Genomic DNA, 22,696 nt, shown 5'->3' with positions numbered 1-22,696 from the left:
TTACCTCCTAAAATCACAACTATGAAGGTTATTGCGATTTTCTAACACGTAGGTACCACTCAGATAACAACCTGACTTGCTTTTGCGTATAGCCTTTCTCGACCATCCGATTAACAAAGTCTTCGTGTTTTTGCTGATCTTCAGCGGAGGTCTTTGTGTTAAACGAAATCACAGGCAATAGATCTTCTGTGTTCGAAAACATTTTTTTCTCAATCACAGTGCGTAATTTTTCATAGCTCGTCCAGAGCGGGTTTTTACCATTGTTGTGAGCCCGTGCGCGAAGTACAAAATTGACTATTTCGTTACGAAAATCTTTAGGATTAGAAATGCCAGCTGGTTTTTCAATTTTTTCAAGCTCAGCATTAAGCGCAGCTCGGTCAAATAATTGGCCTGTATCGGGGTCACGATACTCTTGGTCTTGAATCCAAAAATCGGCATAAATAACATAGCGATCAAATATATTTTGCCCGTATTCTGAGTAAGACTCTAAATACGCGGTTTGTAGCTCTTTACCAATAAATTCAACATACTGAGGAATTAAATAGCCTTTTAAAAAGCTCAGGTAACGTTCTTCAACATCGCTGCTAAATTGTTCACGTTCTATTTGTTGCTCAAGTACATAAAATAAATGAACGGGGTTTGCGGCCACTTCAGTGTTATCAAAATTAAATACTCGAGATAAAATTTTAAATGCAAAGCGAGTAGAAAGACCTGTCATGCCTTCATCCACCCCAGCGTAGTCGCGATACTCTTGATACGACTTTGCCTTTGGATCTGTGTCTTTGAGTGTTTCACCATCGTACACTCGCATTTTAGAATATAGGCTTGAGTTTTCTGGCTCTTTTAACCGCGAGAGAGTTGTAAATTGTGCTAAAGCTTTAAGGGTACCCGGCGCGCAAGGGGCGCTATGAAGTTCACTATGCTGAAGAAGTTTGTCGTAGATTTTAATTTCTTCAGTGACACGCAAACAATAAGGTACCTTGACTATGTACACCCGGTCTAAAAAGGCTTCATTATTTTTGTTATTTTTAAAGGTTTGCCACTCGGATTCGTTCGAATGCGCGAGGATCATGCCATTAAAGGGGAGAGCGCTAATACCTTCAGTCCCATTGTAATTACCTTCTTGTGTGGCAGTTAGTAGTGGATGGAGCACTTTAATAGGGGCTTTAAACATTTCTACAAATTCCATCAAACCCTGATTTGCCATACAAAGTGAACCCGAATACGCATAAGCATCGGGATCATTTTGGGCAAAATGTTCAAGCTGACGTATATCTACTTTGCCGACTAATGCGGATATGTCTTGGTTGTTTTCATCGCCTGGTTCTGTTTTAGCAATACCTATTTGATTAAGAATTGAGGGGTAGCGTTTTACCACTTTAAATTTACTTATATCGCCGTTAAACTCTTTGAGCCGTTTACCTGCCCATGGTGACATAATTGTTTTTAAATAACGCGGCTTAATTCCGTATTCTTGCTCTAGTACATTTGCGTCTTCAATGGGATCAAATAGAGACAGTGGATGATCGTTTACCGGCGAGCCTTTAATTGAATAAATTGGTACTTGTTGCATGAGGTACTTTAGTTTTTCAGCAATAGATGATTTACCACCACCTACAGGACCTAACAGGTAAAGAACCTGTTTACACTCTTCGAGCCCTTGGGCTGCATGTTTTAAATAAGAAACAATTTGTTCAATGGCATCCTCCATACCATAAAAATCGGTAAAGGCAGGGTAGCGTGCAACTACTCTATTAGAAAATAACCGACTGAGGCGTGCATCCGTTGCGGTATCGACCATGTCAGGTTCACCAATGGCCATTAAAAGGCGTTCTGGTGCACTGGCGTAGGCAGACTTATCGGTTTTACATATTTCAAGAAACTCGGCGATACTGTACTCTTCTTCTTGTGCCGCTTCGTAACGTGCTTGGTAATGCTCAAAAATCGTCATAATAACCTCCGAAACCCGCTGTAAAAGGTGCTTACATTTTAAAGTCTAGTCGCGAAAGTGTATGTTTGTGTAATAAAAATAAAAATTTAAGTGAAAAAAGATCATGTTGGAGAAGGTTATTATGTCAAATTACAGAGTGTAAAAGTACAAATAACAGGCACAAAAAAAGACGCTGAAGCGCCTTTTTTAAATTAGTGGTAAGTACTAATTAAGCGAAGTTTGCGTTTGCAAATTCCCAGTTAACTAGTGACCAGAAACCTTTAAGGTAATCTGGACGCACGTTACGGTAATCAATGTAATATGCGTGTTCCCATAAATCCACTGTAAGAACAGGTGTAACGCCTTCGTCAGTTAATGGTGTCGCAGCGTTAGATGTATTAACGATGTCTAATGAACCATCAGCAAGCTTTACTAACCAAGTCCAGCTTGAACCGAAGTTGTTTACTGCTTTGTCGTTTAATGCATCTTTAAACGCATCAAAAGAACCCCATTTAGCGTTAATCGCATCTGCAACTGCGCCAGTAGGCTCGCCGCCGCCATTTGGAGATAAGCTGTTCCAGTAAAACGTGTGGTTCCAGATTTGCGCTGCGTTGTTAAATACACCGCCTTCTGATGAACATACGATTTCTTCTAGAGATTTGTTTTCAAACTCTGTACCAGGGATCAAACCGTTAAGCTTAACAACGTAAGTGTTGTGGTGCTTACCGTGGTGAAACTCTAATGTTTCTTTTGAAATATGTGGCTCAAGTGCGTCGATTGCATATGGTAGTGACGGTAGTTCAAATGCCATTTTTTATCTCCATCTTTTTTAGTTGATAGTCCATTTGGTAATACGTAATGCCTGTTGAAACAGACCACTTACCTATACCAAGCGGGAATATAGTGTTACTATAATTGTTGAGTATTTTACTCAAGTTTAAGCAAACAGCAATGCTATTGCTAAAGACTATTTCAATTGTGGCTTTATTTGCCCATTTTAAGTTATATATTTATGGTCACGATGAGTTATTTTCAAGACTTAAGTATATTTAGCTATCGTTACTTTGAGGTTGTAGATGGAAACCATTGATAAAATTAAACAGCAAATTTCAGAAAACCCAATTATCCTTTTCATGAAAGGGTCACCTAAGTTACCAAATTGTGGTTTTTCTTCACAAGCTTCACAAGCACTTATGTCGTGTGGCGAACCGTTTGCATACGTTGATATTTTACTAAACCCAGACATTCGTGCTGAACTTCCTGCGTACGCAAATTGGCCTACATTTCCACAACTTTGGGTTGAAGGTGAGCTAATTGGTGGGTGTGACATCATCATAGAAATGTTTCAACGTGGTGAATTACAACCGTTAATCACAGAAACAGCGGCTAAGTACAAAGAAGCTGACGCTGAGTAATCTTACTTTGCGAGTGCTATTTTTATAGTGCTGTGATGATAAAAGCCACGTTAAGTGGCTTTGTTGTTTTTAGCTGTTTTTAACAACATCAATTATGTGCATGGCAAGGTAATTTGCACGTTTAGGCCACCACCTATTTTATTATGTAAGCTTATTTGTCCCTTATGTGCTTCAGCAATCTCTCTGCATAACGCTAACCCTAAACCACTTCCTGTACTTTTTGTAGAATAAAAAGGTACGAGTGCATTAGCCATGACCTGCTCACTCATCCCTTTTCCGCCATCGCTTATATCTACTATGCAAGCATTATTAAAAAACGCTACAGATATATTTATTTTAGACGGATCCGAGCCTGACTCGTGTGCATTTTTGAGTAAGTTGATAAGCAATTGCTCAAGTTGTGCCTGATCTGCATGTAATATGCTTTGAGTGGTGTTTACTGTGTAGCTAAACTGCCATTGCCTATTCAGATCCCTTAATGTGTTTTGCCAATTTATTGCTGATTTTTGTGGTGTAGGTAGCTTTGCAAATTTGCCATAGCCTTGAACAAATTCAGTCAAGTGGCCTATTCTCTCATCGATTGTTGAAAACACTCTTGCAAGACGCGGCTCATCTACGCGGCTAGCTAAAAGCTGAGCGCTATGTAGCATCGATGACATAGGGCCAAGTGAATTATTAAGCTCGTGGCTTATTATTCGAATAACTTTTTTCCATACTGCTACTTCCTGGCGGCTGAGCTCACGGGTAAGTTGTTTAAATATGTATAAGTGATGTTTTTGGTTATTAAGTAAAAACTCGCCAGTAGATAAATGCCAAGTTTGAGAATCGTGATTGTCTACTTCAATATTAAATAAACCATCTACGCCTTGCTCAATAGCATTAGCAAGCTGAATAGGCGCATCAGACAATAATTGTTGAAGCTGCGTGCCTTCCAATTGTGTTGCGCTATTAAATAACGTACGGCTGATTAAGTTACTAAACACAACAATACTGTTATCGTTAACGAGTAAAAGGGCTTGTGGAGAGCTTTGTAATACCTTGTCTAGCATTAACTCTCGTTGATAAATCCACTGTTTTTCTTGGCGAAGTTGTTTTGCAGTTTGATTATAAAGCTGACATAGCTTTCCTAACTCATCGTTGTTTTTATAAGCTAATAAACTTGAAAGCTCACCATCCTTAAAATTAAGCAAGCCAGTTTCTAACGATTGCAACCCTAACTTAATGGGCTTTGTTAAGGCTCTAGCAAGTAATAAACTTGTAAGCATAGCTGCTATGACTAACAACACAGAGTAATAAAGCGGGGGTTGTGCAATTATTGTAATGCTTATAACAGGTAAAACGCTGCATATAATGCATATGCCTACCACTTTGTGAGTTAATGATAAGCGACTAATAAAATTAAACATTAGTAATCAATACCCATTTTTTGTAAGCGCCTATACAGTGCTTGGCGGCTTAAACCAAACTCTCGTGCTACTTTGGCAATAACACCCTGATTAGCGCGTATTGATTGTTCAATTTCGAGTTTTGAAGGCTCTTTTTTTTCGTCATTAATTTTTATTGGCAGTGATGGTGTTAGGCCAAAGTCTTCAGCGCTAAGCAAGCCATCAGGCTTTATAACACCCACACGTTTACAGGCGTTTTCAAGTTCTCTCACATTACCTGGCCATTGATATTGATTAAGCGCCTGCTCTGCATCAATGCTTAACTCTCTATGTGGTAAAAAATGATTGATGAGTGGGGCAATATCATCAACACGTTCACAAAGCGCAGGTACGTTTAACTCAATAACATTAAGGCGATAGTACAAATCTTCTCTAAAACGACCTTCGGTTATTGCGTGCAATAAATTTTCGTTGGTGGCTGATATAACACGAACCGTAACTTTGCGCGTTTGTGTAGAGCCTAATCGTTCAAATTCACCTGTTTGTAATACTCTCAACAACTTCATTTGCCCAGAAAGTGGCAAGTTGCCAATTTCATCTAAAAATAATGTTCCACCATCGGCCGCTTCAAAGCGACCTATACGTTGCTTGGTTATACCTGTGTAGGCACCGGCTTCTGCGCCAAATAATTCAGCCTCTAAAAGTTCTTGGGGTAGGGCGCCAGCATTTACTTTAATGAAAGGCTGATTTATTAGTGAAGAGTTTTTTTGAATTATAGTCGCAATGCATTCTTTTCCGCTGCCATTAGGGCCTGTTATGAGTGCAGAAATATCAGATTTAGCCACTTGTAATGCCATTGTGACTAATCGTTCCATTGCGGTACTTTTAAAAATAAGGCCTGCTAAGTTAGCCGTATTATATTTATCATCCCGCTCTTTTTGTTGGCGGTTGTGCGTGGCCACAAGTTGCTTAGTGCGCCCCAGCTCTATTAAATTATTAATGCATGTAAGAAGCTTGTGGTCATCCCATGGCTTTGGAAGGTAATCGGCAGCGCCTGCTTTAACAAGTTCAATAGCCGTTGAAAGTTCAGTCCAGGCGGTTATTAATATAATAGGGAGGTGTGGGTTTTCTTCACGCAGCGCATAAAATAAAGTTTTACCTTCTTCGCCGGAGGTAGTATCGCTGGTAAAATTCATATCTTGAATAACGAGAGCAATGCGTTGGTATTGCACAATTTGAATGGCTTCAAAGGGCGTTGATGCGGTAACTACATTAAAGTGATGTATCTCTAGTAGTAATGATAACGCCTCTAAAACGGCCGGATTATCATCAACAATAAGTATTTTTTCCATGTGAATTTAATCGCTGTTTATTATTATTTAAATATTGAAAATGCTACACCGTGTTTGGTCAGTGTAGCATAGGTTGGGAGCTGCGTTATATGGTTCGGGTTGCGATACTGGGCGAAATATTTGCAGCACGTTTAGCTGGGCCAAATACAGCCAAAAGACTCATTATAAAAACCATAATGGCAGTCGCTACAACATAGCCTAAGGGTAACGCAGCAATTGAAAAGTGTTGCATTAGCAATTGCCCAAGTACGAGGGCAGCAATTACGCCTAAAACTAATCCAGCAATGCAAATCAAGGCATTTTCAACTAAAAAGTAATTGATAATAGCAGATTTACGAGCGCCTAAAGCACGACGGGTTCCAATTTGCTTGGTGCGCTTACTTATGTTGAACAAGGTTAAGCCAAATATTCCTAAAGCGGTGACAAGTAAAAGGATAGTAATAAGCACAACTAACATACGCATCATTAATGTGTCTTCAGCCATATATTGCGCTTTATCTTGGTCTAGCCCACGAATTCGGATAATTACACGTTTGTTATAATTTTTAAGCATTTCGTCTTCAATCTGTTTGGCTATTTCTGCACGGTCATTAGAAGCAGTACGAACTAAAAAGTTGCCAGATATATTGGGGTTAATGTAAGGAATTAATGCGATATTATTTGGGCGGCTGTCTTTTAACCAAGGCCCTTTTGCATGCTTAATTACACCAACAACTTTCAGTGGAATATCACCAAGGAAAATTGTTTTTCCTAGGCCATTTTCACCAGGAAAAAGCTCATTTAGTAATGCTTGGGTCACAATAGTTACATTAGCGCGTTGATCATTATCGTTGGTTACGACAATGTCGTCTTGGGTGAAATTTCGTCCTGCAACCAGCTCAACATCAAGTGTATTAATTGCATGATCATCAGTAAAAAAGTAAGCCGTCCTTGCTGAAAGTCCAGGTTCTGGCGCTGAGTTAACACTGAAGTCAGAAGAGCTACCACTACCTGATAACGGTATATTATTAATATACACGGCGTCTTTAACACCGGGTATAGCTCTAAGCATGGTTTCATCCAGTTCAAATTGCTGGTGGCTTTGAACATCTTTACCAAAATGCATGACATGAAAAGCAAGTATTTCGTCTTCTGGGTAGCCAGTTTCTTGGTTAAGGTAGGTTACTCTGTCTTGAATAATAAAGGCTGCGTTACTAACAATTGCAGTGGTAATCGCTATTTGGATGAGTAGCAAAAGTGCACCCACTTTAGATCGACACAGCGCATGAAAAATAGGTTTAATTTCTAATATCATTGCGTTCGTCCTTATTGGCTTTTTAGATAAATTGCAGGGTTGGTTTTACATACCAGCCAAGCAGGGTAAAGCCCGGCAATTACACAGGTACTGATAGCAATAACAGGGGCGCTCAGTAACATACTTAAATCCATCGTCGCTAAGCTTTCGTAATAACGGTAGCTCTGACGAACACCTAATAAACCTAACTGAGCAAATACAATCCCCAGTAGCCCGCCCAAAAGCCCTAACATAGCGACTTCAACAATATGTTGCATAAAAATCTGACGTTTATTAGCACCAAGTGCACGGCGCACACCAACCTCCGGCGCTCGACGTAAAAATTTGGCAAGTAGTAAGCCAAGAATATTAGCCAAACACACAGCTAAAAACATAAAACTGAGTGCCACTAAAATTTTGTTATCTTCACTAACCACATTATTGTAAGCCATCCATTGGTTAACATCTCGAATGCTGAAGGCGAGCTCTTTGCGATCAAATCGACCAAGCTTTTGCTGATCTTGCATATAAGCTAATAAATAATTTTCGTAATCATTTTTTTGTTGCTCGGTAGTTAACTCAACCCAGAATTGAATCCAGACCATTTCTGACTGTAACTTGGCAGTAAAGCTTCGAACATCTTCATGCTTCCAACCATTAGTATTGCCCCAATTACCCAGTTGTTTTGCTTCAAGAAGGCCAAATGGCATAAAAAGTTGTTCGGGATCGTTAAATGCGCCATTGTTTAAATCGTAATATTTAATGGTTAGTGGCCAGTTTTTTGTAACACCAATTACTTCGTAACTTGCATCGTCAAGATAGATAATCTGACCTACTGAATTTTTACCAGCAAATAACTTATCGTTTAACTCCTCGCTAATTACAACAACGGGCGCTGCATCGTCTTCTTGCTGCTGTGACCACTTGTTACCATAAATAAATTCGAGGTCAAACATATTAAAAAACTCAGGAGTAGTAAGTCTTGCACTTTGGCTAAACGGTTTTACTTTGTCTGAATCTATGTATACAGAAAAACCACTTCGTACCATTTTTAAACGTTGAGCACCTAATTGAGACTGATAAAGATTTGCAGCATCTTGATACGTCAGTTGAAGAGGGAGGTTATCGGACGTCCACCATGTACTCCCATCATCCATTATTTGTAATTGCACACTGAAAAGCTGGCTGCTTTTATGTGGAATTGGATCGGCCGACATCATGTGGTAAACGCTCAAACTAGTCATGGTGATGCCAATACCAATTGCTATAGCAAGTACCATTAAAGAGCTTACAAGTGGTGTGCGCTTAAAGCTACGCCAACTTAGGTCAATATAATGAACAAGCATGAATTATACTCCTTGTGCTACATTTATTGGCTGTGCACCTTGGTACAAAGTAAAGTCGGCTAGTTGTCCATCAACTACTTGAATGTTGCGCGGTGCACGGCGGGCTAATTCGCTATCATGTGTCACCATTATAATAGTGGCGCCATCGCGATTTATTTGCTCAAGTAACTCCATCACTTGGCGAGCCATCAGGCTGTCTAAGTTACCGGTGGGCTCATCGGCAAGTAAAAAACGAGGTTTTCCGGCAAGTGCGCGGGCTATTGCCACACGTTGTTGCTGGCCGCCCGATAATTGCTGGGGTAGGTGTTTAGCGCGAGAGGCTAAGCCTACTTGTTCTAAACACTGCTCTATTGTGCGTTTACGTTCTTTTGCTTTAATACCTCTATAGCGAAGAGGTACCTCAATATTTTCATATAAATTTAAATCTGGTATTAAATTAAAACCCTGAAAAATAAAACCAATTTTTTGATTTCGACAATCAGCACGTTGGTTGTCGTTTAAACTGCCAACATTGACACCATCCAAAATATAGTCACCTTCACTAAATGGTTCTAACATCCCTGCAATATTTAAAAAGGTTGTTTTCCCAGAGCCGCTCGGGCCTGTGACAGCTATAAATTCACCTTCATTTACATTTAAGTTAAAGTCCCTCAATGCGTGAGTTTGAACCATTTCAGTTTGGTATACTTTACTTATATTTTTCATTTGTAACATGATTTTTTCCTTAACTTGGCGCTGGTTGGGAGCGTTTCTAATTTAGTAAAAGCGTATCTGCTTGATTAAATTGGTTGTAGCTAGAAATTATTATTTCGTCATTTTCATTTAAGCCGGTTAAAACCTCTACAGCATTAATGCTGGTGGCACCTACGGTTATAGGTACACGCCTTGCAACGATGCCGTCTATTTTATAAGCAACAATGCCACCTTGTTGCATAAAGGCTCCTCGCTGCACTTGCAGCACATTTTGGCGATTGTCGAGCAAAATGCGAGCAGTCAAACGTTGATTTTGGCGAATATTATTGCTGTTGCCTGCAAAACGAACCCGTGTGGTTACTTCACGATTATTAACTTCTGGCGATATAGCTGATAGCACGCCCATTATTGTTTCGTTTCCTAATTTAAGCTCTACGTCCATCCCTAACCCTAGTTCGTTTGCATAACTTTCTGGCACCTGTAATTGCGCTTCAAAATGACTTAAATCAACCAGTGTCATTAAAGGCTGACTTTGTGTAACCGCTGCTTTTTGTTGCACAAGCAAATTACCAACAATACCTGTAACTGTTGCTCTAATTGACAGCTCACTTACTTTTCTATGTAAATCATCAACAATAAGCTGCTGGCGTTCTACATCACTTTTAGCGGCTTGCAATTCAAATGCGAGTGTATCTTTAGCAAGCGCCACTTCTTGTTGTGCGTGTTTATAAGTAAGTTGTGCTCGTGATAAGTCATCTATTGCTTTTTCAAGGTCTATTTGGCTTATTAAATGCTTTTTAATTGATAGCTTTGCGCGGCGATTTTCTCGTTGTGCTGCGTTTAATTCTACACTGGCCATATCGAGTGTTTTTGTAAGAGTTAAAGTATCTCTTCTTGATTGTAAGTGTTGCCTCTTAAGTTCACCTTCTAATCGTTGCAGAACAGATTGTTGTTGTTTTAATTCATTAGTAAGTTCAGGGCTATGAAGTAAAGCGAGCTCGTCGCCTTTGGTAACGGTATCGCCGGCTTTAACGTGCAAGCTAACAAAGCCTCGCTCTGGGCTGTAAATACTTGGCGCGTTGGCGGCAACGATTTTTCCACTTGCGGCTACGTCACGGACAAGCGTTTTAATTTCTACTTTTGCTATTTGCACCCTTTCTCTACTAAATGAGCTGGTTGCATCAGAGCCTGACATAACGCCATAAACAGCAGAAATAATAAGTAATAACGCAGCGATAATTAAAAGAAGACGTTTTTTATAGTTTGCAGGTTTATTAACTTGTATGTCTTGAGCACTGGTGTCTTTAATCATTATTGAACCTTAGCTAAATGAATTTATATTTTTTTCAAACATGACATAAAGTGATGCTGCAAAAATAGCGGCCATAGGCGAGAGTAAAAACAAGCTTAAAGTGAACATAATTCTTCCAAATAATAATGACTAAATTACACTATACGATTAGCATGCCAAAAGTTAAGTTATTGATATTAAATAGCTTGATAATTTATTTTTTAAAATGATACGTCCGCGGACACTTTATGTGTCCGCTGCGGACACCTTAAAAGCAATATATAAAGAGTAAGTAATTTGTTACGGGTGCTTGGTAACCAATAACGTAGGCGCTTCAGTGAAATCAAAAATCTAAGCGTGTTTAAAGGTAAGCTACTCAGGCGATTAAATAGAAGGATGAGATTCAAGTCTTGCCTGATAAAGTTTTCTTCTGTTTGCAAATAATTAATCAAAGTATTTAGTCATTAAATGATAATTATTAAGCCGAATGAGTAATAAAGAACATAATTCTGCCTTTATTTATCCGTTTTATAATACGTTAATGAAAGGGGGTAATATTATTTGCATAATCCGAGCACTTTATAATAACCCTGCGATTGAATATTTATTCACTAATGCCGAGGTTTACGTTTACGTAAACTGTATTTGTATTTATGGCTATTTTTACAAAATGTTAAACTTGACACCAGTGTCATGAAAAAATAACGGTGAAAACACCGCTAAATGTTAATAAAAATGATAAAAAAGAAATCTTGCTATGAAGTGAGAAATATTCAAGAATGTGAATATGTATTCAAATTACTGTTGACTCTATTTAATATAGAGGCTAGTTTTGACCGGCTGTTAGCAAATCGTCGAGCAGTTCATTAACGCTAACAGTGCAGCAAGGGGAGGGGTCTATGTTATACGACTCGAAATTAGAGAAAGAAAATTGTGGCTTTGGCTTAATTGCCCAAGTTAATGGTCAGGCTAGTCACCGGCTTATTCGTACTGCTATTACAGGGTTGGATCGTATGCAACACCGCGGCGGTATATCTGCTGATGGTAAAACAGGCGATGGCTGTGGTTTACTTTTGCAAAAGCCAGATAGTTTTTTCCGTGCTATTGCAAGTGAGCATAATTGGCACCTTGGTAAAAACTATGCAGTTGGCATGATCTTTTTAAATTCAGATCCTGTTTTAGCACAAACTGCAAAGCAAGTTCTTAGCGAAGAATTAGAAAAAGAAACGCTAAATATTCTAGGTTGGCGCGAAGTGCCTACCGATCCATCGATGCTAGGTCCAATTGCGGTGCAACAGCTACCTGGTTTTGAACAAATTTTTGTAAGCGCGCCTGAAGGTTGGCGTTCAAAAGACTTAGAGCGTCGCTTATACGTAGCGCGCCGTCGTGCTGAAAAACGTTTAGCAGACGATGAATCATTTTATATTGCAAGTTTATCCGGGTTAGTGACTATCTATAAAGGCCTTATGATGCCTGCTGATTTGCCTAATTTTTATTTAGACTTAGCTGACATCCGTATGACCAGCGCAATCTGTGTTTTTCATCAGCGCTTTTCAACAAACACACAGCCTCGTTGGCCACTAGCTCAACCTTTCCGCTATTTAGCGCATAATGGTGAAATTAACACCATCGAAGGTAATCGTCAGTGGGCTCGTGCTCGCTCGTACAAATTTTCGTCGCCACTTATTCCAGATTTACAAAGCGCAGCGCCATTTGTTAATGAAACTGGCTCAGATTCCTCAAGCCTCGATAACATGTTAGAGCTGTTTTTAGCGGGTGGCATGGATTTATTCCGTGCAATGCGCATGCTTGTACCACCGGCATGGCAAAAAAACCGTGCCATGGACGACGATTTACGTGCTTTTTATGATTTTAACTCCATGCATATGGAACCCTGGGATGGCCCAGCGGGTATTGTTATGTCAGATGGTCGTTTTGCAGCCTGTAACTTAGACCGAAATGGTCTGCGTCCTGCGCGTTATGTAATCACACAAGATGGTTTTATTACCCTGGCATCAGAAGTCGGTATTTGGGATTACACAGCCGATGAAGTGGTTGAAAAAGGCCGGGTTGGTCCAGGTGAATTACTCGTCATAGATACCAAGCTGGGTAAAATTTGGCATTCAGATGAAATAGATCAAGATTTAAAGTCTCGCCATCCTTATAAGTCGTGGCTTGAAGAAAATGTTAAGCGTTTAACGCCTTTTGAAGAGTTAAAAGAGCAAGATGCAGGCAACCGTTCATTTGACGACGAAACGTTAGCTAAATATCAAAAAATGTTTGGCTACACCAACGAAGAGTTGGATAGCGTTATTCGTGTAATGGGTGAAAACGGGCAAGAAGCAACCGGTTCTATGGGTGATGACACGCCTTTTGCAGTATTGAGCGAAGGGCATCGTTCACTTTACGATTATTTCCGTCAAAAATTTGCACAAGTCACTAATCCGCCAATTGATCCCCTGCGCGAAAATCATGTGATGTCTTTGGCTACGTGTATTGGTAGCGAGCAAAATGTGTTTAACGAAACAACAGGCCACGCTAAGCGCTTACAGTTTGATACTCCAATTTTGATGTATGCGGACATGCAGCAGCTACTTAACGCAGATGAAGCGCATTACAGCTATTGTAAAATTGATATTACTTACACTGTTGAGGAAGGCTTAGAAAACGCAGTTAAACGCATTTGCGATAAAGCAAAAGAAAAAGCAGCTGCCGGCTCTATCATGCTTATTTTAACTGACCGTAATTTTGATGATGTAAACTTACCTATCCCTGCTGCTATGGCCGTAGGTGCTGTACAAAAGTGTTTAGTTGATAACAACTTACGTTGTGAATCAAACATCATAATTGAAACAGGTAGTGTAAGAGACCCGCATCAGTTCGCTGTGCTGCTTGGTTTTGGGGCAACCGCTATTTACCCATACCTAGCGTATGAGTCGTTAGTTGCGATGAGCGACAGCAAAGTCATTGATAAATCTTATTGCGAGGTAACCCTTGCTTATCGTAAAGCGGTAAACAAAGGTTTATACAAAATAATGTCTAAAATGGGTATTAGTACAGTCGCTTCTTACCGTTGCTCAATGTTATTTGAGGCAGTGGGTTTATCTGATGCGGTTGTTGATATGTGTTTTAAAGGTGTGGCTAGCCGCATCAAAGGTGCATGTTTTACAGACTTTGATGACGACCAACAAAGCCTACATAAGCTAGCACTAAGCAAGCGTAAGTTACTTAGTCACGGCGGTTTATTTAAATATGTACATGGTGGTGAATACCATGCCTATAACCCAGATGTAATTCAAACGCTGCAAGTAGCAGTTCGCTCTGGTGAATATAAAGATTACAACGAGTATGCAAAGCTTGTTAACAATCGCCCGATTTCAACATTGCGTGACATGCTGGCACTTAAATTACCAGAAAACGGGATTAGCATTGATGATGTAGAGCCTGCAGAAGCGCTTTACAAACGCTTTGATTCAGCTGCAATGAGTATTGGTGCGTTATCGCCTGAGGCTCATGAAGCACTTGCAATTGCAATGAATCGCTTAGGTGGCTGTTCAAATTCAGGTGAAGGTGGTGAAGATAAACTTCGTTACGGTACAGAGAAAAATTCACGTATTAAGCAAGTGGCTTCAGGTCGATTTGGTGTTACACCGCATTATTTGCGCAGCGCAGATGTAATACAAATTAAAGTGGCGCAAGGTGCAAAACCTGGTGAAGGTGGACAACTTCCAGGTGAAAAAGTAACACCTTATATTGCTAAACTTCGCTATTCGGTACCTGGCGTGACGTTAATATCACCGCCACCACATCACGATATTTACTCAATTGAAGATTTAGCTCAGCTAATTTTTGATTTAAAACAAGTTAATCCAAAAGCACTTGTATCAGTAAAACTCGTTTCGGAACCTGGTGTTGGCACTATCGCAACGGGTGTAGCTAAAGCGTATGCCGATTTAATTACTATATCGGGCTATGACGGTGGCACAGGCGCAAGCCCGCTTACATCTGTAAAATATGCAGGCAGCCCATGGGAATTAGGCCTAGCTGAAACTCAGCAAGCTCTTGTTGAAAATGGTCTTCGCCATCGCATTCGTTTACAAACTGATGGTGGTTTAAAAACAGGTTTAGATATTATTAAAGCCGCTATTTTGGGTGCTGAAAGCTTTGGTTTTGGTACAGGGCCTATGGTGGCGTTAGGGTGTAAATACTTACGTATTTGTCATTTAAATAACTGCGCGACCGGTGTAGCAACGCAAGACGAAACACTTCGTCAAAAGCATTACCACGGCTTACCTGAAATGGCGATGAACTACTTTAAGTTTATTGCACAAGAAGCGCGTGAAATTATGGCAAGCCTAGGAGTTGCAAACTTAACTGATTTAATTGGTCGTCTTGATTTACTTGAAGCAATTGAAGGCAAGACAGCTAAACAGAAAAAGATAGATTTATCTGCTGTTATTGCACAGCCAAATAATCCAACAGGCGAAACACTGTTTTGTAGCGCACCAAATAGTTCGCACTATCTAGGTGAGCTGAACGAGAGCCTATTAGGAAAGGCGCAAGAAGCGATAGATGCTTCAAGTGGGATTTCATTAGTAAGCCGAATTTGTAATACAGACAGATCAGTTGGCGCAATGTTATCAGGCTATATTGCTGATAAACACGGTAACCAAGGTATGGCCGCCGATCCTGTTGCCATTGAGCTACATGGCACGGCGGGTCAATCGTTTGGTGTTTGGAATGCAGGTGGACTTGAAATGACCCTCGTTGGTGACGCTAATGACTACGTTGGTAAAGGCATGGCTGGTGGTAAGCTGGTAGTACGTCCACCTGTGGGCTCATCATTTGAAAGTCATAAAGCAACGATCATTGGTAACACGTGTCTATACGGTGCAACGGGTGGTAAATTGTTTGCTGCAGGGTGCGCAGGCGAGCGCTTTGCAGTACGTAACTCAGGCGTTCAAGCCGTGGTTGAAGGCGTTGGAGATAACGGCTGTGAATACATGACCGGTGGTGTAGTGTGTGTGCTTGGTAATGTTGGCGTTAACTTTGGGGCAGGGATGACGGGTGGTTTTGCATATGTGTTAGATGAGCGTAACGACTTTGAAAAACGCATAAACCCAGAGCTTGTCGAAGTTGTGACATTAGAAGCATTAACGTCACACCAAGAGCATTTACGTGGCTTAATCGCTGAGCATTTAGAGCTAACTGGCTCATGCCGAGCGGAAAGCATCTTAGCTAATTTTGAGCTCTACTTACCTATGTTTAAATTAGTAAAACCTAAATCAAGTGACGTAAAAAGTTTACTCGGGCACCGCGCTCGCAGTAGTGCCGAACTACGTGTTCAGGCGCAATAAGGGGGCAGTATGAGCGAAAATGTATATCAATTTATAGACGTGCAGCGTGTAGACCCACGCAAAAAACCAATTTCGTCACGTAAAAAATCATTTGTAGAAATTTACGAACCCTTTTCAGAAAATCAGGTTAACTCTCAAGCGGATCGTTGCTTGGATTGTGGTAACCCATACTGTGAATGGAAATGTCCGGTACATAACTACATTCCACAGTGGCTAAAATTAATACGCACAGGGCGTATATTAGAAGCCGCAGAGCTTTCTCATCGAACAAATAGCTTACCTGAAGTGTGTGGGCGAGTTTGTCCGCAAGACCGCTTGTGTGAAGGCTCATGTACGCTTGATGAAGAGTTTGGTGCCGTAACGATAGGTAATATTGAAAAATATATTACCGATACGGCGTTTAAAATGGGTTGGAAGCCAGACATGTCTTACGTGACATGGACGGATAAAAAAGTGGCTATTATTGGTGCAGGCCCCGCGGGTTTAGGTTGTGCAGATATTTTAGTTCGAAATGGTGTTAAACCTGTCGTGTTCGATCGTCACCCAGAAATTGGTGGGCTACTCACATTTGGTATTCCATCTTTCAAACTTGAAAAAGAAGTAATGCAAAAACGCCGTGAGATTTTCACTGAAATGGGCGTAGAGTTTAAGCTGAATGTTGAAGTAGGTGTTGATATCACTATGGATGATATTTTAGCTGACTATGATGCAGTATTTTTGGGCGTGGGTACGTATCAAAGTATGCGCGCAGGGCTTGAAAATGAAGATGCGCCGGGTGTTCACGATGCGTTGCCGTTTTTAATCGGTAATACTAATCGTGTTATGGGCTACGATGAAACGAATCAAGCCTATATTGATATGGCAAACCAGAAGGTAGTTGTATTAGGTGGTGGTGATACAGCTATGGACTGTGTGAGAACCTCTATACGACAGGGTGCCGCAAAGGTAACGTGTGCGTACCGCCGTGATGAAGAAAATATGCCTGGCTCTAAGCGTGAAGTTAAAAATGCCAAAGAGGAAGGGGTTATATTTACATATAATGTCCAACCTAAAGGTATCGTGCTAGACGATAACGGCCATGTTGCAGGCGTAAAAATGGTTAAAACTAAACTGGGTGAGCCTGATGGGAATGGTCGTAGCCGCGCAGAAGAGGTAGCCGGTTCAGAGCATATAATTGACGCAACGCAAGTGATCATGGCGTTTGGTTTTAAGCCACACAAAATGGACTGGTTAGAAAAGTATGATGTAGAAATAAATCACTGGGGCGGTATTAATGCACCAGAGCGAGGCGAATTCACACATCAAACAACTAACCCTAAAATATTTGCCGGAGGCGATATAGTGCGTGGTTCAGATTTAGTAGTAACTGCTATTTTTGAAGGCCGCAATGCAGCTGAAGGCATTATGGATTATTTAAAAGTTTAACTTAGTTAGCCCAGTAATCCATCATCCAAAAGCAAGCCATGTGGCTTGCTTTTTTGTGCCTTTAACTAATTAATATCAATCCGTAATAATACTTAATCATTTTGCGGGGCTAAAGGTGTTGCTAATTTGCGTTAAAAAATTTTATTTACGACTGCATGGATGCAGAAGGTAGAGCTATGCAGGAACAAGTGCCGAGAACAGGTAAATAGCGAATTTATTGCCTTGTTATTAACATGTTTTCACAGCTTCAAAATAGCTCACTTAATTAAGCAAATTGGTATAAGTATTACCTATTTTTTAATTTTGACCATTTTAGTTATCGATGATAATTTGGTTGTGTGAACAAAATATACAAATGCGTAGTTTTAAAATTCATAAAGTTATAATTCGCTTAAAAGGTACCAGCATTAATTTTACATGAGTAATACTTCAATCTTGATTTAACTGCTTAAAAAGGAGAGTATTGAGTGTTATCAAGAAGAATTAGTAGCAGCCTTGCTGAAAATTAATTCAATAATATAAGAAAAATCGCGCTTACTATGCATGAATATTCAAACAATCCAGAAAGAAAACTGATAGTTAGGTTTTTTTCATCAATAGGCTTTATTGCTACTTTTGTGATGGCTTGCATCGCCTATTCCAACAGCGATTATTTCTTATTTTCTACCTTACTGTGTTCCTCATTTATTTATGCGTGGGCATTGAGTATTTATAAATCGGTAGAAAAATCAGCCAGTGCAATACTTTATAACTTATATGCATTGATGATTTATCTGGTTTTAACTGGAGGCGCGCAGGGAACTGGTCCTATTTGGATTTTTATCGTTTCGCCAGTTACGTTTTCGATTAGAGGTTTAAGGCGCGGTATTTTTGATATTTTATTATTTTTACTCGCTGTAGTTTTTGCCTTTTATTGCGCTCATACTTTCAGCTTTTATGACTACCAACCGAGTCAGTTCCCTTATCGAATTTTGTTCTCATTTATTATTGTTGCAATGTTGAGTGGTTTTTATGAAAACTCAAGGGAAAAATATAATCAAAAAATATTAGCACTAAGTAAAAAAAATGAATTGTTAGCGACGATTGATCCTCTAACGGGTTTACCTAACCGGCGCTACACCATGAATAAGTTAAAAGAATTTAAATTAGCTCTCACCAAAGAGCAAACACCGTTTGTACTTATTTTGTGCGATGTAGACAACTTTAAAAAAGTTAACGATGAATACGGGCATAGCTTTGGTGATGAAGCCCTTATTCACCTAGCAAATATTTTAAACCAACATATTCCAAATAATGCCGTAGCATCTCGCTGGGGCGGGGAAGAATTTTTGATTGCCATTCCGCATGTATTTAATGCAAAGGGTGAAGAAATCGCAAATAAAATTCATGCTGCGTTAAAACAATTTCCGGTTGATACATCTTCTCAGAGCTTGAGCTTGACGATAAGTATGGGGGTTGTTCAATCCCGTGAAAGTGATTCTATAGATATCGATATCAAGCGCGCAGATGAATTGCTTTATAAAGCAAAAGAGCAAGGTAAAAACAGAACTTGCTCCGAGTAGCTTTATTGCTATTCCATTGAGAATGAATCAAGCGTTCGCTTTACCTTAGCAATTCGCCTTTTTAAACTCATATAACAAAATACATTACACAGTATTTGAGCCAGCAAAACACATGTACAACTAACAATGAAATTATTTAAGTTATCATTTTGGTTACTAGTTAAATTGTAAATGCTTAAAGTTATTTGAGTAAGCAAGGTAATATTTAAAAAAACCATCAAGTGTTGTTTAAATTGTGTGTGTTTATAGCGGCTAAATAGGGTTAGCACTATACTAATTAAAACTAGCAGGCAGCTTATAATCATAAAAGTTAAAGCAGAATCACTTAACATAAAACGCCTTATTTAAAATTGAAATCATGTTATGCAGTTAATTAGCTTTAATTTACACATGCGCTTTTATTAACTCTTTTGCGTTCGCTTTTGCTGTTTTACTTATATTGTCACCGCCAAGTAATCTTGCTATTTCGTCGATTCTACCGTCTTTTGTTAGTGCCAACATGTTGGTAAATGTTTCACCTTTAGCAATTTCTTTTGCTACAAAAAATTGCTGATGTGCACTACTTGCAACCTGCGGTAAATGGGTTACACAAATCACCTGAGTCGACTTACCAAGTTGCCTTAATAGTTTGCCAACTGCAGAGGCAGTAGGCCCAGAAATGCCTACGTCTACCTCATCAAATATTAATGTTGGTGTTGTTACTTTTTGGGCAATAATCACCTGAATAGCTAGGCTAATACGTGAAAGCTCACCACCAGATGCTACCTTAGCTAGAGGTTGAAGGGGCTGTCCAGGGTTGGTCGACACTAAAAACGAAACACTATCATGGCCCAAAATGTTGGGTGCTCGTTCTGGCTCTTCAATAAGTGAAATCTCAAATACACCATTTTCCATGGATAGATTTGCCATGCTTTCACTTATTAAGGTGTTTAAGGTGTTAGCATACCCTCTGCGACTAATACTTAGCGCTTCACTTGCTTGCTTGTAGTTAAGTAATGCATCGTTTATTTCAGAGTCAAGTTGCTCCAACCGCGAACTATTATTACTAATAGACTCTAGCTCTTGTGAAATTGACTGATGAAATTCAACTAATGCCTGCGGTTTTATATGGTGCTTGCGGGCTAAATCCATTGCGCCACTTAACCTGTCTTCTATTTCAGTTAAACGCGCAGGGTCTAAATCAACCTGTTCTGTATAGTTACGGATTTCTCTGCTAGCTTCTTCAACCTGAACAGCCGCTTCTTCTAACATTGTAGCGACACTGGCTAAGCTTTCATCATATTGCGCTAAATCTGCAAATTGCTGTGCACTGTGCTGTAATACAGAACACGCACTTTGCTCTTCGCCTTCATACAGGTATTGGAGCTCTTTTTGACATGACTCTAAAATTGTTTGGCTGTTACTTAACTTGTAATGCTCAGCCTCAACTTGTTCAAACTCACCTGCTTGTAAGTTAAAGTCGTCAAGCTCTGCCACTTGGTATTCTAGCAGTTGCTTTTGTGCTGCTTGTTGCTGTTGTTGCTGTTCTAAATGTTTAAATTCTTTTTGAAGGCTAGCAAATTGTTTATAACTTTCACTAACTTTGGTAACCAGCGCTTGGTGGCCAGCATATGCATCAAGAAGATGTAATTGATGTTCTGCTTTTAAAAGGTGTTGATGGGCGTGTTGTCCATGTATAGAGATTAAGTACTGACCAAGTTCTTTAAGCTGAGATGCAGTCACTGAGCTTCCGTTAATATAACTTTTGCTCCTGCCGTTCTTGCATACCACACGTCTGAGTAAGCAATCGTTATCAGTACTAGTTAGAAAGTGTTGTTCCAAAAATGCTTGAGCTAGCGGGAGTGCGCTTATATCAAATTGAGCGCATACCTCGGCTTTGTCTGCAGAAGGTCTTACCGCAGAGGCTTCAGCGCGCTCTCCAAGACATAATGAAAGTGCATCAATAGCAATAGACTTACCAGCGCCTGTTTCACCGGTAATGGCAGTCATGCCATTTTGCCACTCAGTGCTTAAGTTACTAACTATCGCAAAATTTTTAATTTCTAAACCAACTAACATACTGTTTATCCATCCAGTTAATTAACTGGTAATTTATACAGTGTTTAGCTTTTTTGCAAATTAATTTTTGATTATTTAGGCCATATTAGCATGTTGATTGAGCTGGTTGTTCGAGTCTTGACTTTCTGGGGTGTATTCATTTTCTGTATTATCAAGGGGTTGTGGTGTGTCATTCGTTTTTATTAATTCGATAAGGTTTGGTAATGCCTCTGAGTAAAACGTTTTGTTATACGAAATACCTTGCTGCGGAAGTTCAGACACAAAGTACTGGATGTTTTCCTCCAAACTTTGGCCATTGCCAATTTGGTTAGCTTTGGTTAATTCGTTAGATAGTGTATTGATTAATAGGTCAGATACATCTTCAAGGGTTTGTAAATTCTCGTCCGTGTGTTTTTGAACGACAAAAAAGTTAGACACTATTGCTTGAATTCGCGGTGCGTATTTAGGACGAAGAATTTTCACCTCTACTAATTCATTTAATTTTGACTTTAGGCGTCCGCCAACTTGCGACACTCGTTCATTAAATTGTTTTTTTTGAGCTTCGATTGCTTTGCGTCGATTGCTTTCTATTTTTAAGTAGGTTGCTAAAAGGGTAATTAACAGTAGCAAAGCAAAAAATACGACATATGTCATTGCTATTTGTTCCTAAAAATTGGTGTATTGTTGTTATAAGCTGCATTTTGCGCTAAAGATAAACCTTTAGCAATAAAATTAGTATAAACGGCTGCCCCAATTTAATTTTGTACGTAAAACGTTGTAGTAAGAGTAGTTTTTTGGATGAATTAACCGCAATTTTTTATCCGCTTTTTTTATTACCACTTCGTCACCGGGTAAAACGGCGAGCACAACGTGGCTGTCGCAACTGACTTGCAAACTGTCTGTATTGTCTAAGCTAAGTTTTAGCCTTACTTCGTTATCGGCGTCGACAACTAAAGGTCGACTTGATAGCGTGTGTGGAAACATAGGTACTAAAGATATTGCATTTAATTCAGGCGTTAATATTGGACCGCCACCAGAAAGCGAGTAAGCAGTTGAGCCCGTTGGTGTAGATACAATTAACCCATCAGAGCGCTGAGAGAATACAAAATCGCTATTTATAAATGCCTCAAACTCAATCATGTGGGCCACTTTATCGGCATGCAATACAGCTTCATTTACCGCTAAATTTGCACTTTTTAGTTCATTGTGGCGATAGACTTCTACTTCCAATAAAAAGCGGTTTTCTTCTATAAACTGGCCACTCAGAACATGTTCGAGGCTAGCTTCAAAGCCTTCAGGATCTAAGTCGGTTAAAAAGCCGAGGTTTCCTCGGTTAACGCCAATGACAGCAATGTTGAAACGAGCAAGCACACGCGCTGCTCCCAACATATTACCATCACCACCCACAACGATTGCCAGGTCAGCGTGTTCGCCCAAATCCACTAGTTTAACAAGGTTTTCTTTGGGCACATCGACTAATTGCCCACCTGTTCGCTTTTCAACAATAACTTCAAAACCAAGTGCCAGTAAAAATGTATGCAAGCGCTGAAGCGTTGCAGCAGCTTTCGGATGATTTGGTTTGCCAATAAGGCCAATAGTTTTGAAAGGAGAATCCATAATCTGCACACAA

General features: G+C 39.8%; 15 protein-coding genes. 4 read left to right on the top strand and 11 right to left on the bottom strand.

Annotation, left to right across the window (positions count from 1 at the left end):
• Nucleotides 1-28: 28 nt before the first annotated feature.
• Nucleotides 29-1,951, bottom strand: coding sequence for a PrkA family serine protein kinase (locus tag AC27I2_RS10615; RefSeq protein WP_487204261.1), 1,923 nt, complete (start codon nucleotides 1,949-1,951; stop codon nucleotides 29-31).
• A gap of 208 nt (nucleotides 1,952-2,159) precedes the next feature.
• Nucleotides 2,160-2,741, bottom strand: coding sequence for a superoxide dismutase (locus AC27I2_RS10610; protein WP_058404311.1), 582 nt, complete (start codon nucleotides 2,739-2,741; stop codon nucleotides 2,160-2,162).
• A gap of 265 nt (nucleotides 2,742-3,006) precedes the next feature.
• Between AC27I2_RS10610 and AC27I2_RS10605 the strand changes: the two genes are divergently transcribed.
• On the top strand, nucleotides 3,007-3,345 hold the full coding sequence (locus AC27I2_RS10605) for a Grx4 family monothiol glutaredoxin (RefSeq protein ID WP_006792409.1): 339 nt from the start codon (nucleotides 3,007-3,009) through the stop codon (nucleotides 3,343-3,345).
• Nucleotides 3,346-3,437: 92 nt separating this feature from the next.
• Here AC27I2_RS10605 and AC27I2_RS10600 read toward each other — a convergent pair whose 3' ends face one another.
• From AC27I2_RS10600 to AC27I2_RS10575, 6 genes are all read right to left on the bottom strand, one after another.
• Nucleotides 3,438-4,751, bottom strand: a complete 1,314-nt coding sequence (locus AC27I2_RS10600; protein ID WP_487204260.1) for a sensor histidine kinase — start codon at nucleotides 4,749-4,751, stop codon at nucleotides 3,438-3,440.
• Nucleotides 4,751-6,082, bottom strand: a complete 1,332-nt coding sequence (locus AC27I2_RS10595; protein ID WP_487204259.1) for a sigma-54-dependent transcriptional regulator — start codon at nucleotides 6,080-6,082, stop codon at nucleotides 4,751-4,753. The genes AC27I2_RS10600 and AC27I2_RS10595 overlap by 1 nt, the downstream gene beginning before the upstream one ends.
• Before the next feature lie 85 nt (nucleotides 6,083-6,167).
• Entirely contained in the window at nucleotides 6,168-7,376 is a 1,209-nt protein-coding gene (locus tag AC27I2_RS10590) for an ABC transporter permease (protein WP_487204258.1), read from the bottom strand.
• Nucleotides 7,377-7,387: 11 nt separating this feature from the next.
• Nucleotides 7,388-8,701, bottom strand: coding sequence for an ABC transporter permease (locus tag AC27I2_RS10585; protein ID WP_058404314.1), 1,314 nt, complete (start codon nucleotides 8,699-8,701; stop codon nucleotides 7,388-7,390).
• 3 nt (nucleotides 8,702-8,704) lie between these two features.
• Nucleotides 8,705-9,415 carry an ABC transporter ATP-binding protein gene (locus AC27I2_RS10580; RefSeq protein ID WP_138527919.1) on the bottom strand — a complete coding sequence of 237 codons (711 nt, stop codon included), beginning with the start codon at nucleotides 9,413-9,415 and terminating at the stop codon, nucleotides 8,705-8,707.
• Between the two features lie 37 nt (nucleotides 9,416-9,452).
• Entirely contained in the window at nucleotides 9,453-10,706 is a 1,254-nt protein-coding gene (locus AC27I2_RS10575) for an efflux RND transporter periplasmic adaptor subunit (RefSeq protein WP_487204257.1), read from the bottom strand.
• Nucleotides 10,707-11,584: 878 nt separating this feature from the next.
• Between AC27I2_RS10575 and gltB the strand changes: the two genes are divergently transcribed.
• From gltB to AC27I2_RS10560, 3 genes are all read left to right on the top strand, one after another.
• Entirely contained in the window at nucleotides 11,585-16,042 is a 4,458-nt protein-coding gene (gene gltB, locus AC27I2_RS10570) for a glutamate synthase large subunit (protein WP_219421868.1), read from the top strand.
• A gap of 9 nt (nucleotides 16,043-16,051) precedes the next feature.
• On the top strand, nucleotides 16,052-17,467 hold the full coding sequence (locus AC27I2_RS10565; RefSeq protein ID WP_487204256.1) for an FAD-dependent oxidoreductase: 1,416 nt from the start codon (nucleotides 16,052-16,054) through the stop codon (nucleotides 17,465-17,467).
• Nucleotides 17,468-18,087: 620 nt separating this feature from the next.
• Nucleotides 18,088-19,029, top strand: coding sequence for a GGDEF domain-containing protein (locus AC27I2_RS10560; protein WP_487204342.1), 942 nt, complete (start codon nucleotides 18,088-18,090; stop codon nucleotides 19,027-19,029).
• A gap of 384 nt (nucleotides 19,030-19,413) precedes the next feature.
• Here AC27I2_RS10560 and recN read toward each other — a convergent pair whose 3' ends face one another.
• From recN to nadK, 3 genes are all read right to left on the bottom strand, one after another.
• Nucleotides 19,414-21,087 (bottom strand): DNA repair protein RecN, encoded by a 1,674-nt coding sequence (gene recN / locus AC27I2_RS10555; RefSeq protein ID WP_487204255.1) that lies wholly within the window; start codon nucleotides 21,085-21,087, stop codon nucleotides 19,414-19,416.
• Between the two features lie 75 nt (nucleotides 21,088-21,162).
• Nucleotides 21,163-21,720 (bottom strand): hypothetical protein, encoded by a 558-nt coding sequence (locus AC27I2_RS10550; protein WP_219421864.1) that lies wholly within the window; start codon nucleotides 21,718-21,720, stop codon nucleotides 21,163-21,165.
• A 78-nt stretch (nucleotides 21,721-21,798) separates the two neighbouring features.
• Nucleotides 21,799-22,683: an NAD(+) kinase gene (gene nadK / locus AC27I2_RS10545; protein WP_058404321.1), complete on the bottom strand. Its 885-nt coding sequence runs from the start codon at nucleotides 22,681-22,683 to the stop codon at nucleotides 21,799-21,801.
• Nucleotides 22,684-22,696: the final 13 nt, after the last annotated feature.

This window comes from Pseudoalteromonas sp. NH0006-46 (assembly GCF_057547735.1).
Note: the sequence above shows the minus strand (reverse complement) of the source record. Positions and strands in the feature narration are given on the sequence as shown.